General features: G+C 43.5%; 10 protein-coding genes. 6 read left to right on the top strand and 4 right to left on the bottom strand.

The annotated features are described in order from the left end of the window. Window positions 1-118: 118 nt before the first annotated feature. Together CXF62_RS03675 and CXF62_RS03670 are read left to right on the top strand one after the other, a co-directional pair. Window positions 119-1,402, top strand: coding sequence for an FAD-dependent monooxygenase (locus CXF62_RS03675; protein ID WP_102092962.1), 1,284 nt, complete (start codon window positions 119-121; stop codon window positions 1,400-1,402). Window positions 1,403-1,535: 133 nt separating this feature from the next. Beyond that, the gene (locus CXF62_RS03670) at window positions 1,536-3,452 is read left to right on the top strand and encodes a DUF262 domain-containing protein (RefSeq protein WP_102092961.1); all 1,917 of its coding nucleotides are present in this window, start codon (window positions 1,536-1,538) and stop codon (window positions 3,450-3,452) included. A gap of 90 nt (window positions 3,453-3,542) precedes the next feature. Here the strand turns inward: CXF62_RS03670 and CXF62_RS03665 are convergent, their stop codons facing one another. Continuing rightward, entirely contained in the window at window positions 3,543-4,454 is a 912-nt protein-coding gene (locus CXF62_RS03665) for a LysO family transporter (RefSeq protein WP_102092960.1), read from the bottom strand. 264 nt (window positions 4,455-4,718) lie between these two features. Between CXF62_RS03665 and CXF62_RS03660 the strand changes: the two genes are divergently transcribed. From CXF62_RS03660 to CXF62_RS03650, 3 genes are read left to right on the top strand one after another with little or no spacing between them, the layout of a single operon-like run. Next, on the top strand, window positions 4,719-7,427 hold the full coding sequence (locus CXF62_RS03660; protein ID WP_102092959.1) for an alpha/beta fold hydrolase: 2,709 nt from the start codon (window positions 4,719-4,721) through the stop codon (window positions 7,425-7,427). A gap of 3 nt (window positions 7,428-7,430) precedes the next feature. Next, window positions 7,431-8,624 (top strand): patatin-like phospholipase family protein, encoded by a 1,194-nt coding sequence (locus CXF62_RS03655; protein WP_102092958.1) that lies wholly within the window; start codon window positions 7,431-7,433, stop codon window positions 8,622-8,624. Then, window positions 8,621-9,445, top strand: a complete 825-nt coding sequence (locus CXF62_RS03650) for an SDR family NAD(P)-dependent oxidoreductase (RefSeq protein ID WP_102092957.1) — start codon at window positions 8,621-8,623, stop codon at window positions 9,443-9,445. The genes CXF62_RS03655 and CXF62_RS03650 overlap by 4 nt, the downstream gene beginning before the upstream one ends. A 30-nt stretch (window positions 9,446-9,475) precedes the next feature. Here the strand turns inward: CXF62_RS03650 and CXF62_RS03645 are convergent, their stop codons facing one another. The 3 genes from CXF62_RS03645 to nadA form a co-directional block, all read right to left on the bottom strand. Then, window positions 9,476-10,369: a phosphatidate cytidylyltransferase gene (locus tag CXF62_RS03645; RefSeq protein ID WP_102092956.1), complete on the bottom strand. Its 894-nt coding sequence runs from the start codon at window positions 10,367-10,369 to the stop codon at window positions 9,476-9,478. 127 nt (window positions 10,370-10,496) lie between these two features. After that, entirely contained in the window at window positions 10,497-12,407 is a 1,911-nt protein-coding gene (gene nadB / locus CXF62_RS03640) for an L-aspartate oxidase (protein ID WP_102092955.1), read from the bottom strand. Between the two features lie 70 nt (window positions 12,408-12,477). Further along, window positions 12,478-13,617: a quinolinate synthase NadA gene (gene nadA, locus CXF62_RS03635; RefSeq protein WP_102092954.1), complete on the bottom strand. Its 1,140-nt coding sequence runs from the start codon at window positions 13,615-13,617 to the stop codon at window positions 12,478-12,480. Window positions 13,618-13,977: 360 nt separating this feature from the next. On the opposite strand from nadA, the gene CXF62_RS03630 reads away from it, so the two are divergent. Then, window positions 13,978-15,009 carry an NUDIX hydrolase gene (locus CXF62_RS03630; protein WP_101206240.1) on the top strand — a complete coding sequence of 344 codons (1,032 nt, stop codon included), beginning with the start codon at window positions 13,978-13,980 and terminating at the stop codon, window positions 15,007-15,009.

Here is a 15,009-nt window from a genome sequence, read left to right as displayed (position 1 = left end):
AAGTATTGCCTATACAGCTGCACTCGGTTGCCTTGTCCCTCTTTTAAACTGAATCAACTAACTGTAATTAAGATTGATAATAAGCATTCTAATATTGAGCAATATTGAGAGATACCTTATGAAAAACAACCATACGCTGATTATCGGTAGCGGTATCGTTGGAGCGACGCTTGCTCTAAAGCTGGCGCAGGATAAAATGCCAGTGACATTGATTGATGCCCGCCCTGAGCGTGATGAGTCAGCTTGGCAAGATGTACTTAGCAAACGTGATGCACGTGTCTATGCACTCAGTATGGCTAGTATTAATTTGCTTAAAGATATTGGCGCTTGGCAACATATTGCCGCCTCTAAACGCAAAGCAGATTACTCGCAAATGCAAGTGTGGCAGTTAAATGGTATGGGTGAGCTATTATTTGGCGAAAGTGAAGATAGCGGCGCTGAGGATAATAGTAGTGAAACTCATGAGCCTATATTATTAGGCAGTATGGTCGAGCCTGCTGTTATCGAGTACGCATTATGGCAACGCTTGCATGAAGAGGATGTCAGCGACTATCTGACCCTTATCGCTGGTCATAAAGTTGTCAATATGGATTGGCTAGGGGCGCAGCAAGGCTACCGTGTAACTCTAGACAATGGCGAAGCGATTGATGCGCGTCTATTAGTTGGCGCTGATGGGCGCGGTTCATTTGTCCGCCAGCAAGCAGGGATTGGCGTAGATATGCTTGATTATAATCAAACCGCGATTTGCTGTGCGATTCAGACTGAGAAACCGCATCAGGCAACGGCACGTCAAGCTATGCTACCGACGGGCACACTGGCACTATTGCCATTAGCAGATATAACCGATGTTGATAAGGCAAGCCCGCAGCATTGGCAGTCAATAGTATGGACATTGCCACGCAATCAAGCATTGGCATTGATAGAGGAAGAAGATCGATTTATCGCTGATAAGTTAGCAGCTGCTAGCAATTACGAGCTGGGTGCGATTAATCAGATTGAGTCTATCGCTAGTTTTCCATTAGCGGCACAGCAAGCGAAAAGCTACGTCGCTGATAACTTGGTACTTATTGGCGATGCAGCTCATGGCGTACATCCGCTGGCGGGTCAAGGGTTGAACCTCGGTATGCTGGATGTGACAGTATTATGTGAGCAGCTAAAGCATGACTTTACCCGTAGTGGCGGTACGCTTTGGGGAAGTAATCAAACGCTACGTCATTATGAGCGTTCGCGCCGTCCGCATAATAGCCTAATGATGCACAGCTTTTCTGCGCTTAACTGGTTATTTGCAGGGTCGCTTGCACAAGTGCGTCCCGTGCAGCAGATACGTAATGAAGGCATGTACCGAGTCAGTAAAATAAAACCATTGATGCGCTTGTTTGCTAAGCAGGCGAGTGGGGTTTGATATTTCATAAGACTATTTACAAAGCACTTTATATTTAGGTAGATTAGAGATGAAGGGTTATTTATTTTAGATTTAAATTAAAATTTTTACGCTATATTCTAATATTAAAGTCAACTAAAGGAAGTTCACATACATGGAAGCTAATGCTCGTAACTTAGAACGTATATTTGATGGTACTGTCTCGTATCAAATCCCACTATTCCAGCGTCCCTATGTTTGGACAGAAGAAAAAAACTGGTGTCATCTATGGGGAGATATTGTTGATGTCGCTGATCGTTATCTATCAAATGAGATATGTCGCAGCCATTTTTTAGGGGCAGTGGTATTAGAGCGTAATAACAATGTTACGGGTTCTATTGAAACCAGACAAGTTATTGATGGGCAACAGCGATTTACTACTCTACAAATAATGATGATTGCTATCAGAGATATTTGTGAGAAGTATGAAAACACTAAGCTTTATGACAGATTTGATGGTTTGGTAAGTAATAAACGCAGTAAGGTTGATTTGGACGAAGAAGCTTACAAAATTTGGCCTACAAACAGTGATCGCTCAGCATTTGAAGTTGTACATCAATTAAATAAGTATGATCTAGAGCAGGCACATCAACTTGAAGATAAAATCAAAAATAGTCAAATATTTAAAGCTTATCATTACTTTCTTAGAGTATTAGAAGTATGGTTCTCAGAGCATAACGATGTAGAGGATTGTTTAGATGCTTTATGGCAAGTAGTACGTGAGTATTTACAAATTGTAGTCATCGACCTGCATTCGCAAGATGAAGCACAAGTTATTTTTGAAACGCTTAATGCACGCGGCACTCAGCTTCTCCCTGCAGACTTAATTAAGAATTTTCTGTTTCGCAAGGTTATTGGTTCAGATAAGGAAATAGAACGTTTATACACTGAGTATTGGCTCGCATTTGATAGTGAGTTTTGGCGTGAAGAGGTTAGTCAAGGACGTACTAAGCGACCACGAATAGATTGGTTTCTGCAGAATTATTTAAGTTTGATGTTGCAGGATGATATTAAAGTATCGCATCTTTTTGATTCATTCAAAGTATATGTCAATGATACAGAAGATAGTTATGATAAGTTTAATAACCGTTTTTTTAAACATCCTAAAAATACGACTGAGCACCTAATTGCTCTTAAAGAATTTGCTAAGCTATATCAGCTTATTACTCAACCGCAAGACGAAAGAGTGGCTTTATTCCTATATCGATTAGAAGCTGTAGGTACAGCAACGGTCTATCCATTGTTACTGTTAGCAATGAAATTATGGCAACATCAGCCGACAGAATTATACGAGTTTTTAAGTACTTTGGAATCATATTTGGTTAGAAGAATGGTATGTGGCATGACCAGTAAAAACTATAACCGCTATTTTACAGATGTTATAAAAGAAATATATCGTACTAAAAAAGAGTCTGATGGTCTTATTAGTTCATATGATATACACAAAATATTATCTAAAAGCGATAGCGATAGTTCGCGAATGCCCGATGATATCGAGCTAAAGTCTCAGCTACTAGAACGACCTATATATGGGCGTATCGCGCAATATAAGCTTAGAATGGTATTGGAAGCAATAGACGCTGCTGCTCATCATACTAAAGCTGAATCAATGCCCATTCAAAAGAATCTCACTATTGAACATATATTGCCAGAGAAGTGGGAAAAGTATTGGCCACTTGAAAACGAAGGAAAGTCACCAGAAGATATTCTTGAGCAAGAGTCGCGTAGAAATACGTTAAAAAATACAATCGGTAATTTGACACTAATCACAGATAGCTTAAATCCTTCTATTTCTAATGGCTCATGGCAGGCAAAGCGGCCAGAAATACTTAAATATAGTAAGTCTAATCTAAATCGTTATTTTCAATTAGAAGCTGAAGATGAATTAAGTATCTGGAATGAAGATAAAATCCTTAAGCGGGCAGATAGTTTGATCGGTTTATTTATTTCAGTGTGGTGCTCACCGTTAGCTAAGCAACACGAGTGGTCTGAAGATTTCGCGGATGATATATATATTGCTATTGATATTTAGTGGTTGAGAGTTACATTATATAATCCATATGAAAACCTTTAATAGGCTCACTATATAATCACTAAAAGCGTATATAGTGAGCTATCTTATTTATCCCAACGCCGAAAAAAACACCATCAGCACTGGCGAGACAATGTTGATTAGGAAGCCAAAGCTAATCGCTAGTGGCACGACTTTTAGACCACCTGACTGCTGAATGATAGGCAAGGTAAAGTCTAAACTGGTCGCGCCGCCAAGCCCAACCGCAGCGGAGGGGTATTTGCGCATAAATACCGGAATAAAGATTAACGCAAAGAACTCGCGTACCAAGTCATTAAACAACGCGACACTACCCCAAACCGCGCCATAAGCATCGGTCATGACAATCGCTGATAGCGAGTACCAACCAAACCCTGACGATAGTGCTAAGCCTTTCGTCCATGACACATCAGTAAATAGTAGTGCAAAGATAAGCCCACCCGCCAATACCGCTAGCGTAAAGATGACACTCATTTCTACGCCGCGTTTATTCAGTAGTACTTCTTTTAAGGTGATGCCCGATCCTTTTAAGCCTATACCGACCAGTAAAATCAAAATCATCAGCATGACAGTCATAGAGTTTTCAGGCGGCATATAATCAGCAGGCAAGAAATAGCCAATCACCATCCCGATCACCACACAAACCACTTGCGCCAAGCTACCTCGAATGCTCACCCGATGCTCTTTAGATTTTACGCTTGGTTTTTTGGCATGCCACGGGCGCAGATGATCGAACAACATCAGCCCAAATAAACCTGAACCAATCGTCAGTATCGATAATACAGTGACATATAAGGCAATTTCACCCAACTGATTACCTAGACCTTCTACCTGAGACAGCTCAATACCGATCAACGCTAGGATAATAAATACCAAGTATGATAGACCTTTGTCGGCCAATTTTGTCATAGTAGGGTTAGACGGAATGGCAAAGCCAATAAACATTGGCATTAATACCAGAACAAGGGTGACTAGGCTTTCCATGATAAAGGGCTCGCAGCATTTTTAATAAGGCGTTTTTAAGAAGCTGAAGATTGTACCATATAAGGTTAATAGTATTGATATGAGCCACTGAGATTCATTGTAAATCATCGCTCATTGTTGGCTAAACTGGAAAAACTGGACGATTATAATGATGTTAATAAATATCTTTTTCAAAATGTTTGAACGTTTTTGAGCGCTTTGTAATTCTTTACCTTATAAACTTTTGTTGCTACATTAAAGTACTGAAAATATTTGGCTAAACTCATGTCCCTATATCAGCTCAAAACTCAGTTTCAAAATCAACTACGCCCGATAAGTAATGCGCTGGTTGAGCAAAATGTTACCGCTAATCAAGTGACAGTATCCGCTGTTTTATTAAGTATCGGTACTGCCTATATCATTGCCAAACTAGCGGCTGAACAGCAGCGGCTGTGGCTTTTATTACCATCATCATTGTTTGTACGTATGGCACTCAATGCCATCGATGGCATGATGGCCCGTGAACATGGCCAGGCATCAACGCTAGGAGCCGTGTTAAACGAGGTAGGTGATATGGTTGCCGATACGGCTCTATTAGCGAGTCTGGCGCCTCATATTCTGACCCCTCATATCAATAACAAAGAACGGCAAACGGTAATAGCCAACTTACCAACGAACATATCAATTTCTCAGCACCATATCACTGCTCTGATCGCGCTTAGTATTGGCACCGAGCTGTTGGGCGTTACTAGTAATACCATGTTAGGTGTTCGTGCTAACCAAGGGCCTTTGGGCAAAAGCGATCGTGCCTTCTTATTAGGTATGCTTGGTGCGTTTATGGGCATTAGAGCCAAAGCGCCAGTAAGTATTAAAGGGCAGGTGGCTTTACCTGCTATCAGAATGAGTCAATTATTTATATTAACAGAGATAATGCTACTAAAGACCTGTCTCAATCGACTACGTTATATGACAGAGTTATACTTGATGCATAACCCACCTCAGCTGCGATCCGTACTGGGTGAGTCAACAAACAACTCACTATCTCTTACTGTTGTTTTGCCAAATACTTCTACTGATAACGCTCGCCCATTGGAGTTCAAAGAAATGCCAACCACAACCGTTGATAGTCAAAAATTCGAAGAACAGGCCAGTGTTGGTTTTGACCTGCCTGCATCTAAAATCATCAATGGTGAAAGCTGTTATAACGCTTACGACGGCACGGCTATTTATTATCGCTATTGGCTAACGACGCCTTTAGAAGACATGAAAAAATCAGCTATCAAGCAAGCCAACCAACCGTTGCGCCAAGTTATCTTATTGCACCGAGGACATGAGCATTCGGGACGATTGGCAGAGCTGGGAGAGCAGTTTGCAACAGCTGGCTATCAAGTATTTGCTTGGGATGCGCGCGGTAATGGGCGCTCAGGGGGTATCAAAGATCATGCAGAGAGCGTCACTGAGCTTGAGCGAGATTTAGAGGGTTTTGTACAATTGGTGATTGGGCAAACTGGTATTGCTATCGAAGATACATTGATTGTCGCTAACAGTATCGGCGCAGTGTTGGCAGCAGCATGGGTACACGATTATGCGCCTAATATTCGCGGGATGATACTTGGCACGCCTGCGCTCAGTATTCGCTTGTATTTGCCCTTTGCCATACCATCACTGAAGGTAGCACGTACGCTAGGTCTGATGTCACGTGTCAGCAGCTATGTTAAAGCACAAGTACTGACCCATGATAAAGACGCGCAGCAAGCTTATAATGCCGATCCATTGATATCGAATAGTATCTCGACTGATTTACTCATTGATACCCATGCAACGGGTCAGCGTCTACTCGATGATGCTGGTGCTATCACCGTACCGACGTTCGTCTTATGTGCGGGCAAGGATTATGTGGTCGATAAACAGGCTGAGCGCACATTTTATGAAGCGATTAACACACCGATCAAACGCTGGCAGTTGTATCCAGACAGCTACCATGCAATCTTTCATGAGACCAATAAAGCCGATGTCTTTGCCGACTGTATTGAGTTTGCTGAGCAAATATTTAGCACCCAAGTACAAGTCCCTGAGCTAAGTACGGCTCACTTAAACAGTGCCAGTAAGGATAAAGTGGATCGTTTGGCGATTAAACCATTCAATCCAAACTTTGCGATTACCCGTTTTGCGATGCAGAAGTTTGGTCATGTTAGCGATGCGATTGCTACAGGACTTGAGCATGGATTTGATTCAGGTCATTCACTGGATCATGTCTATTATAATAAACCCAGCGGTCAGAATAAATTCGGACAGGCAGTCGATAAATTTTATTTAAACAATATCGGCTGGCAAGGTATTCGCATTCGCCGTGAGCATATATTGGAGTTGGCACGTGAAGCATTAGCCGACATTAGGACTACCAAGCAAAAAAACGCTGAGCCATATCAACCGAAATTATTAGATATCGCTAGTGGGCATGGTTTTTATGCGTTTGATCTGCTGACAGAATTTACAGATTTGTATGCTGAATTGCGTGATTATGAGATGCATAATATTCAGGCACTGCAAGCAAAAGCACAGCAGTTAGTGATTGCTGATCGAGTAGTGACCAGTCAGAAGGATGCCTTTGATCCTTCCAGTTATATCAATGCACATACGAATGATACTAGTACCGATACTAAAAAATCAGATCTTGCTATTGCTTCAGGGTTATTTGAATTATTCTCTGATAATGCGCTACCAGCGACAGCTTTGGCAGGTATTCATGATAGTTTAAAATCGGGCGGTTATCTGATTTATACCAACCAACCTTGGCACCCTGAGCAGGAGTTTATCAGTAAAACATTGAACAATCACCGCGGTAGCAGTTGGGTGATGCGCTGTCGCTCGCAAGCGGAGATGGATCAACTGGTTGAGCGTGCAGGCTTTAAGAAAGTCACGATGCGTATCGATCGCTTTGGTATTTTTACCGTGTCATTAGCGATTAAAACTGCACAAACTGATGATGAGTGATAGATGAACAATGAGCAGGTTAAACCTTATGAACGTGTTCAGCTGTTTTCAGGGGGAGGGTCACGTTTCGGTTACTATTTGGGCAGTTATGCAGCCTTAGTGTCTCATGATTTAGCGCCAGATATTATCGTCGGTACTTGCGGTGGTAGTTTGTCTGCTTACTTAGTACAACTTGCGCCTAACCCCAAGGATTTGCAAGCGCTGATGTGTAGTCGTGAGTTGTATCGTGTCATCACTGCCATCAGACATGTCGCGCCAGATGAAGCCAATAAACTTCTAAAGCTGCGTTATATGACCCATGCACTCAAACGTTGGCGGTTATCAAAGCAAAGGGATAACGGACAAGGCCAACGGCAAGCAGACAGCTACGAGCGACTGTTAAATGAGCTACAGCAGTTGGCAATGTTTCGTATTGATAACGAGCAGTACTGGCTAGATGAGCTGTCGAGGTTTGCTGCTAGTGATAATGGTAGCGCTGCTGATAAAACAACGCCAGAGATAGCTATCATTGCCAGTCGATTGTATCAAGCATCTACTGATGGCTTATATAATGAAAAAACCACACTGCAAGAGTTGTTATTTGCGCCGCCGTGCTTAGCAAATTTGCCAAATTTCGCATCAGGTCTGGCCGACGGGCAAATGACATCACCTGCGCACACATTCGCAAACGGACGCATACACCCTTCTGTAAAGGTGCAGACGCAATGGGATTTTGCCCCAGTGATTCGCGCGTCTATGGCTGATATGTACTATCTACCGCCAACACATATCACAGAGCTTGGCTGGTGTTTAGGAGGTGTGATTAATCTCACACCGATTGAGTTGGCCTGTCAGTTGGGTGATAGCGTATTTGCAGAGACTAAGGCAGGTTATGACCCATGGCTGGCTGCTCCCGCGATTCAGCGCGTCTTTGGTTTTGATCCCAATGAGCGCTTGGCAGCAGTACACAGTTATCAACCAGTCAGTGTGTCGGCGCTCACTGAAACCATTAATAAAAACCGTCAGCTACATTGGTTACCATTTGCCGATAATGAACAGCAGTTAGCAGGTCAAAATGTGCAAAAGCGGTTTAACCTAAAGCAAATGACTGTTGAGCTAATACACAGCGACTATGACGGTTTTGTGCAGCAAATGCAGGCGCAATGGCAATATGGCTATCAGCGTACGGTCAACTATATACAGCAACATAAATTATGAAAAACATCGCAAAAGGTATCACTAGAAACCATGCGCCGCATATTATTATCGTTGGTGGTACGAGTGGCATTGGCTTGGCATTGGCGTTGCATCATCAGATGCTTGGCTGGCAAGTAAGCGTTGTTGGTAGTAGCGCAGCAAAGATAGCCGATATCAATAGCCAGCATCCTGCTATCGTAACTTATGTGTGTGATTTAACTGAACCAAATCAAACGCAAACGTTATTAGACAATTTTTCAGGTATTCCATTTCAAAGGCTGATCTATAGTGCTGGTAGCTATACCAATGAGCGTATCCATCACTTAAATCAAGCAGATAGCGACCAAATGCTAGCAATTAATTTACAGGCATTTGAGCAGGTTTTTAGATGGGCAAGTGATCAGTTAAAGCAGCAGTTAAAACAATCACATCAGGCGTTGGATTTGACTGGAAGTGACAGAACTAGCCTCATCTGTATTGCCTCTATCGCAGGTACGATGGATTATCCTTATGCTAGCCTTTATGCAAAAAGCAAACGTGCAATGATTGCTACGGCTAGCGCTTATCGAGCAGCACTTGCGCCTTACAACATCCAAGTGAACTGTATTGCTTCAGGCTATATCAATACTCAAGCACTACGTGATTTAAACGATGGCGATGCTAGCCATAAGCCATTTATCATGAGCACGCAAGCAGCTGTTGATAATATTATGCAGGCGATTGACGATGATGTAGAACTGGCGATATTCCCACGCTCAATGCGCTATATCACGAGTGCCTTAAATCATTTGCCTAAGCCTGTGCTCAATTGGGTATTGCGCAGTAAACTAGATAAAGCATAGATGACTATGCTATCTGTGCTTTGATTGTATTTAACCAAATAACCAGTACAGTAGGGTAAATACTGGCACTCCAATCAGCAAACTGTCTATCCGATCTAATACCCCACCATGACCAGCGAGCATCGTTCCGGTGTCTTTCACCCCATGTTGACGCTTAAATGCTGATTCCAACAAGTCTCCAAATATACCGCTTACAGCCAAGCCATAGGCAGCTAATAGACAGACCCACCAATCAAAAGGGGTGAGCCAAAAACCTAGTGCTGTTGCCAAGATTGCCGCAACTAAACTACCAAAGATAGCACCTTCAATGCTTTTATTCGGGCTAATAGTCGGCGCTAGACCTCGTTTAAAGAGCTTACGTCCAAGCAGTCTCCCACATAGATATTGGGCAATATCGTTGAACTGACTGGCAAATAATACGAAGAGTAAAACGCCATATTGTTCGCGTTGCCAGGTCAATTGCTGTAAGACAATAAAGCTAATGATGAGTGAGAGGAAGGTAACACTCAGTAGTAGGTCTAAGTAGTTGAGCCGCGTATAGTGTTGAGTCGGATTGAGAGAGGTTTTCGGTAGCAGTAGCGTACTTGGTTGCAAACCTTGCGCTTGGAGTTTATGAATGAGCACGGCTTTACTGCGTAAACACCATAGACGTTTAATCTCGTAGCTGCCGCGTAGACCAATTAATATAAAAAATAAAATGAGCAGCCATTGAGAGGGATATGCTTGCGAATGTGAACCTTGCGTATCGTCCGTTATTTTTGCAATCACATAGCAAGTACAGAGCGCGGCGAGCATCAACCACCACGAGCGGGCTATCAGGTAGATTTTTGGCAAGCGTTTGCGCAGACGATGTACGGCAAGTACACTCCAAGCCAAGCTGACGATTATCATTAGGGCAATCACAAACACAATATCAGAAGCCATGCCATGGACACTCAAAGAAGAGGTAATATTTTAAGCCTATCCATAATGATAGCTTAAATGCCTCTTTAACTATAGTGTTAGATATCCTCTTGATGGGTTTGGCTATTATCTGTTATCTGTCGTAGGTTTAAATATGGTCAGTAACTGGTATCAGACAACGCTCATTTTCTATAATGTGAGAAAAGGAGTTAAGCGTAGTTTTTCTTAATGGCAGAATGATACTGGTCAAAGGCGTTTCAGCTAAGTCAGGATAATCCTCACGATAATGCCCACCGCGACTTTCAAAACGCTGATAAGCCGATTGAACAATCATCGCTGCTAACGCTAATTGCCTCGCCAATTGAAAAATGGCAAGCTCACTGTTAGTAGTAGGAGTTCTACTGCTCGTATCAGATAGCATGATCTCAGTATGTTCGATTGACTCTTGCCACTGCTCAATTTGTCGCAATGCTTGCTCTAATTGTTTGGCACTACGTGTAATGCCCATATTGGCGGTCAAAAGAGCTTTCAATGCTATAGTTATCTCTGCAATAGCTACTTCAGAATGAAATGCTTTATCAGCCTTATAAATTGGGAGTGATAACTGCTTGGAAGATGGCAAGATGACAAATTGCGTGTTTTCTAGTGTCGGATATTGCCAAATATCGGCAGCTAACTGATGCAGTCCATAAGAGGCTGTCGTATGTGGCTGCGCCATTTTTTCTAAAGCTTCAGCCGTTTTCTCTAAAGCCTCTAAGTTCTTTAAGCGTTCCAATTTTTTTAGATAACGAGGCAGATTAGCGGCGATGTTGCGACCAACCACCACACACTCCAACAATGAGTTGCTTGCTAAACGGTTGGCCCCGTGCAGCCCTGTATAAGCAACTTCACCTGCTGCATACAGCCCTGCAATGTCGGTCAATCCATTGGCATCAGTCACCACGCCGCCACAACTATAATGGGCAGTCGGAGCGACCGGAATAGGGTCTGTGGTCATATCGATGCCGAGTGCTAGCAGCGTCTGATAAATCTGCGGGAAATGCGCTTGTATAAATGCGGCTGGCAAGTGACTGACATCAAGATGTACATAGCCAAGTCCGTTACTACTAATCTGATTGGCTATTGCTCGAGCGACGATATCGCGTGGCGCCAATTCAGCGCGCTCATCAATATCTAACATAAAGCGTACGCCAGTCTGCGGACAATACAGTCGTCCACCTTCACCGCGTAACGCTTCAGATATCAAAAAGCTGCTGTCATCTAATGCCAGACCCGTTGGGTGAAATTGAATAAATTCTAAATTTGCTAAGCGGCAACCTGCCTGCCATGCCATCATGACGCCATCACCGACGCAGACATTAGGCGCGCTGGCACGCTTAAATAGTTGACCTAAGCCACCACTAGCGAGTACGACAGCTGAACTATGAATAGTGAGTTGACGCTCATTGATATGATCAAAGACCAGCGCCCCTCGGCAATGTCTAATCTCGCTATCATTCATGCTAAAAGAAGAGCTGCTAATCATAGGTGGAGTCAGTAGCTCTAATGCTTCATGATAAGGCAAGATAGTGATATTGGCCGCAGTCTGTGCTTTGATGTTTAATGCGTCCATCACGTGCTGACCCGTTGCATCATCCGCATGGGCCACACGTCTACAGCCATGACCGCCTTCTTTGGTCAAGTGTAAGTCACTGGTTTTTAAGACTGCAAAATCAGGTGTATTATCATTTTCTTTAGTTAAAGTGGTTTGAGTAAATGGCACACCTTGCTCGCATAGCCACTGCACCGCTTGCTGTCCTGCACCCAAGATACGAGCAGTATTGTCCGTCGCACACAATCCTGCACCAGCGATTAAGGTATCAGCGACATGATCAGTCACAGAGTCCGCCGTGTCTAAGCTAGCTGCGATACCACCTTGAGCGTAGTGACTTGAGCAAACCTCAAGCGCCGCTTTGCTTAAAACAGTGATATTCAGCGATATCGGCAGAGATAGCGCGGTGCTCAAACCTGCCAGACCAGCCCCAATAATAAGAACATCAGTTTTTATAATATTACTCATATCACTGCTGCTCCTATTATCTTTATAGCGAGTGGTATTAGAACAATCAACTGAATGCGACGGACTCATGTTAGGCTGCCCCAACGTTAGCGAACAGCGCACGGTCTTTTACTATGTCGCCACTGGCGGCTACACGTTGCTTTTGTGCTTCAGCAAAATCAAGCATCCGTTGTAATGGTTTTTTTGCTGCTACTGCTAACTCAGGTGTCATTAGCACTTCACCGCTTTGATTGGTTAAGCACTGCTCAATACCTTTTAGACCGTTCATGGCCATCCAAGGACAAAACGCACAGCTCTTACAGCTTGCACTCTCACCAGCAGTTGGTGCGGCCAAGAATCGCTTGTTTGGTGAGCGTTTTTGCATCTCGTGCAATATGCCTAAATCAGTAGCGACGATAAAGGTATCAGCATCCATCTCGTACGTTGATTGCAAAAGCTTGCTAGTCGAGCCGACCACATCGGCTAGTTCAACCACGCTATCAGGTGACTCAGGATGCACCAAGACTTTGACCTCTGGATGTTCCTCTTTCAGTTGCAGGAGTTCAGTGGCTTTAAATTCATTATGTACCAAACACGACCCTTGCCAAAGCAACATATCTGCGCCAGTCTCACGAGCAATGTATTTGCCCAAATGACGGTCAGGGCCCCAAATAATCGGCTCACCTTGGGCATGCAGATGACGGACGATGTCTATACCGACAGATGAGGTGACCACCCAATCAGCTCTCGCTTTTACCGCGGCGCTGGTATTGGCGTAGACGACAACAGTACGCTCAGGATGGGCATCACAAAATGCTGAAAACTCTTCAGCAGGACAGCCCAAATCAAGCGAACATTCGGCTTCTAAATCTGGCATGAGGACAGTCTTTTCCATGCTTAATATTTTTGCTGATTCACCCATAAAGCGCACACCAGCGACAACCAATGTTTGGGCGCTATGAGCTTGTCCAAACCGAGCCATTTCAAGTGAGTCACCGACGCAGCCACCGGTTGCCAATGCCAAGTCTTGGATAAAAGGGTCGACATAGTAGTGTGCTACCAGTACGGCATTATTCTCTTTCAGTAGCTTCTTGATATTTTCTTCGACCACGATGCGTTCAGCGCGAGGCAAGTCTGCTGGCATTTTAGCCTTAGCATATTCAATATTCATCTGAGTGGCGATGCGATTGTCCGTACTCATGATAGGTGCGTCGTAAGGATATTTTTTCATAATGGCAGCCTTTGTTGGTGCAATAACGATAAATGTGTGTGCTAAAAAATGGGTAATTAGACATAACAAATTTATAGGTTATCTTAATTATGCTCATTTTGAGCATAATTACAAGTGGTTTTTTATACTCAATAAGTCAAAAGATTGGTTTTTAGTGCTCAAAATGACGTGCAGTTAAGCCGTACTGAGCTTGGAAATGGTACTAATTCATGCCCCTTATAACTATTTATCGATATTGATTTTTCATACTTACAACCACAGACTATGATAGTTTTAGATTCGAGCTATACTAAGCCATACCATAGCTATTAACCCCAATAGCCTTTCACATTTCAGAGAAAAAGGATAATTCCCAAAGCCATGACGTTGTCTTATTCACATGCGCACCAGCAAGGTAGCGGCACAACAGAAGTAGTCGCCGTATTGGTCGCTATCACAGATCATATCGCGCGCGTTCTAACCGTTGACCAAGGCAAGCTGTTGCCAAATGGGCCACTTATGCCGCTACATCGCTCGTTACAAGCAGGTGTGCGTCAATGGGTAGAGGAGCAAACGCAGCAACCGCTTGGATATTTGGAGCAGTTATATACCTTTGTCGATACCAACAGGCGCAACATCGACGGTCATGCGTTGGTGTATGTGAGTTATTTAGGTTTGGTGCAAGAGACGCAAACGCAGGCACTCCAAAGCAAAGCACTCTGGCGAGATTGGTATGATTATTTCCCATGGGAAAATCATTTGGACGGTATGCCTAGCATTATTATGGACTTTATCGTGCCTGCGCTACTCGAATGGGCAAATACTGCCAACGATTCAATCGTTCAACAGCGTAGGCGTCAGCGTATTGGATTATGTTGGGGGCTGGACGAAGCGTTTTTGGCAAGTGGTAAACTCACTGACAGTCAATCAGTCAACGAACACGATAATGAAAGTAGAGAATGGATTGCAGAGCATGTATTATTACGTTATGAGATGCTTTATGAAGCAGGTCTGATACCCGAAGCCCCTAATTATCCGCCTAACTATCAGGCTGTTGCTTTGCCAGAGGACTGGTCACAACGCATAGGTGTACCCATGTATTATGATCACCGTCGCGTGATTGCTACTGCTATCTCAAGACTGCGCGCCAAGATTGAATATAGACCGCTTATTTTTGGTCTGATGCCAGACGTCTTTACCTTATCGCAGTTGCAGCAGAGTGTTGAAGCACTGTCAGGAGTGCGCTTGCACAAGCAAAACTTCCGTCGCTTGCTTGATTCGCAAAATCTAGTAATGGAGACAGGAGAGAGTAGCACTGCTCAGCGCGGTCGTCCTGCCAAGCTATATCGCTTCCGTCATGATATTGAATTACAGAGTTTATTGATGGACAGTAAGCTTCCCAAGCGCAAATAA

It is taken from the genome of Psychrobacter sp. MES7-P7E, assembly GCF_002863645.1.
GTDB lineage: Bacteria > Pseudomonadota > Gammaproteobacteria > Pseudomonadales > Moraxellaceae > Psychrobacter.
Note: the sequence above shows the minus strand (reverse complement) of the source record. Positions and strands in the feature narration are given on the sequence as shown.

Coding starts and splice junctions, on each gene's coding strand:
- CXF62_RS03670 (WP_102092961.1), top strand. CDS start 1,536: ATGGAAGCTAATGCTCGTAACTTAGAACGTATATTTGATGGTACTGTC.
- nadB (WP_102092955.1), bottom strand. CDS start 12,407: ATGAGTAATATTATAAAAACTGATGTTCTTATTATTGGGGCTGGTCTG.
- CXF62_RS03675 (WP_102092962.1), top strand. CDS start 119: ATGAAAAACAACCATACGCTGATTATCGGTAGCGGTATCGTTGGAGCG.
- CXF62_RS03660 (WP_102092959.1), top strand. CDS start 4,719: ATGTCCCTATATCAGCTCAAAACTCAGTTTCAAAATCAACTACGCCCG.
- nadA (WP_102092954.1), bottom strand. CDS start 13,617: ATGAAAAAATATCCTTACGACGCACCTATCATGAGTACGGACAATCGC.
- CXF62_RS03650 (WP_102092957.1), top strand. CDS start 8,621: ATGAAAAACATCGCAAAAGGTATCACTAGAAACCATGCGCCGCATATT.
- CXF62_RS03655 (WP_102092958.1), top strand. CDS start 7,431: ATGAACAATGAGCAGGTTAAACCTTATGAACGTGTTCAGCTGTTTTCA.
- CXF62_RS03645 (WP_102092956.1), bottom strand. CDS start 10,369: ATGGCTTCTGATATTGTGTTTGTGATTGCCCTAATGATAATCGTCAGC.
- CXF62_RS03630 (WP_101206240.1), top strand. CDS start 13,978: ATGACGTTGTCTTATTCACATGCGCACCAGCAAGGTAGCGGCACAACA.
- CXF62_RS03665 (WP_102092960.1), bottom strand. CDS start 4,454: ATGGAAAGCCTAGTCACCCTTGTTCTGGTATTAATGCCAATGTTTATT.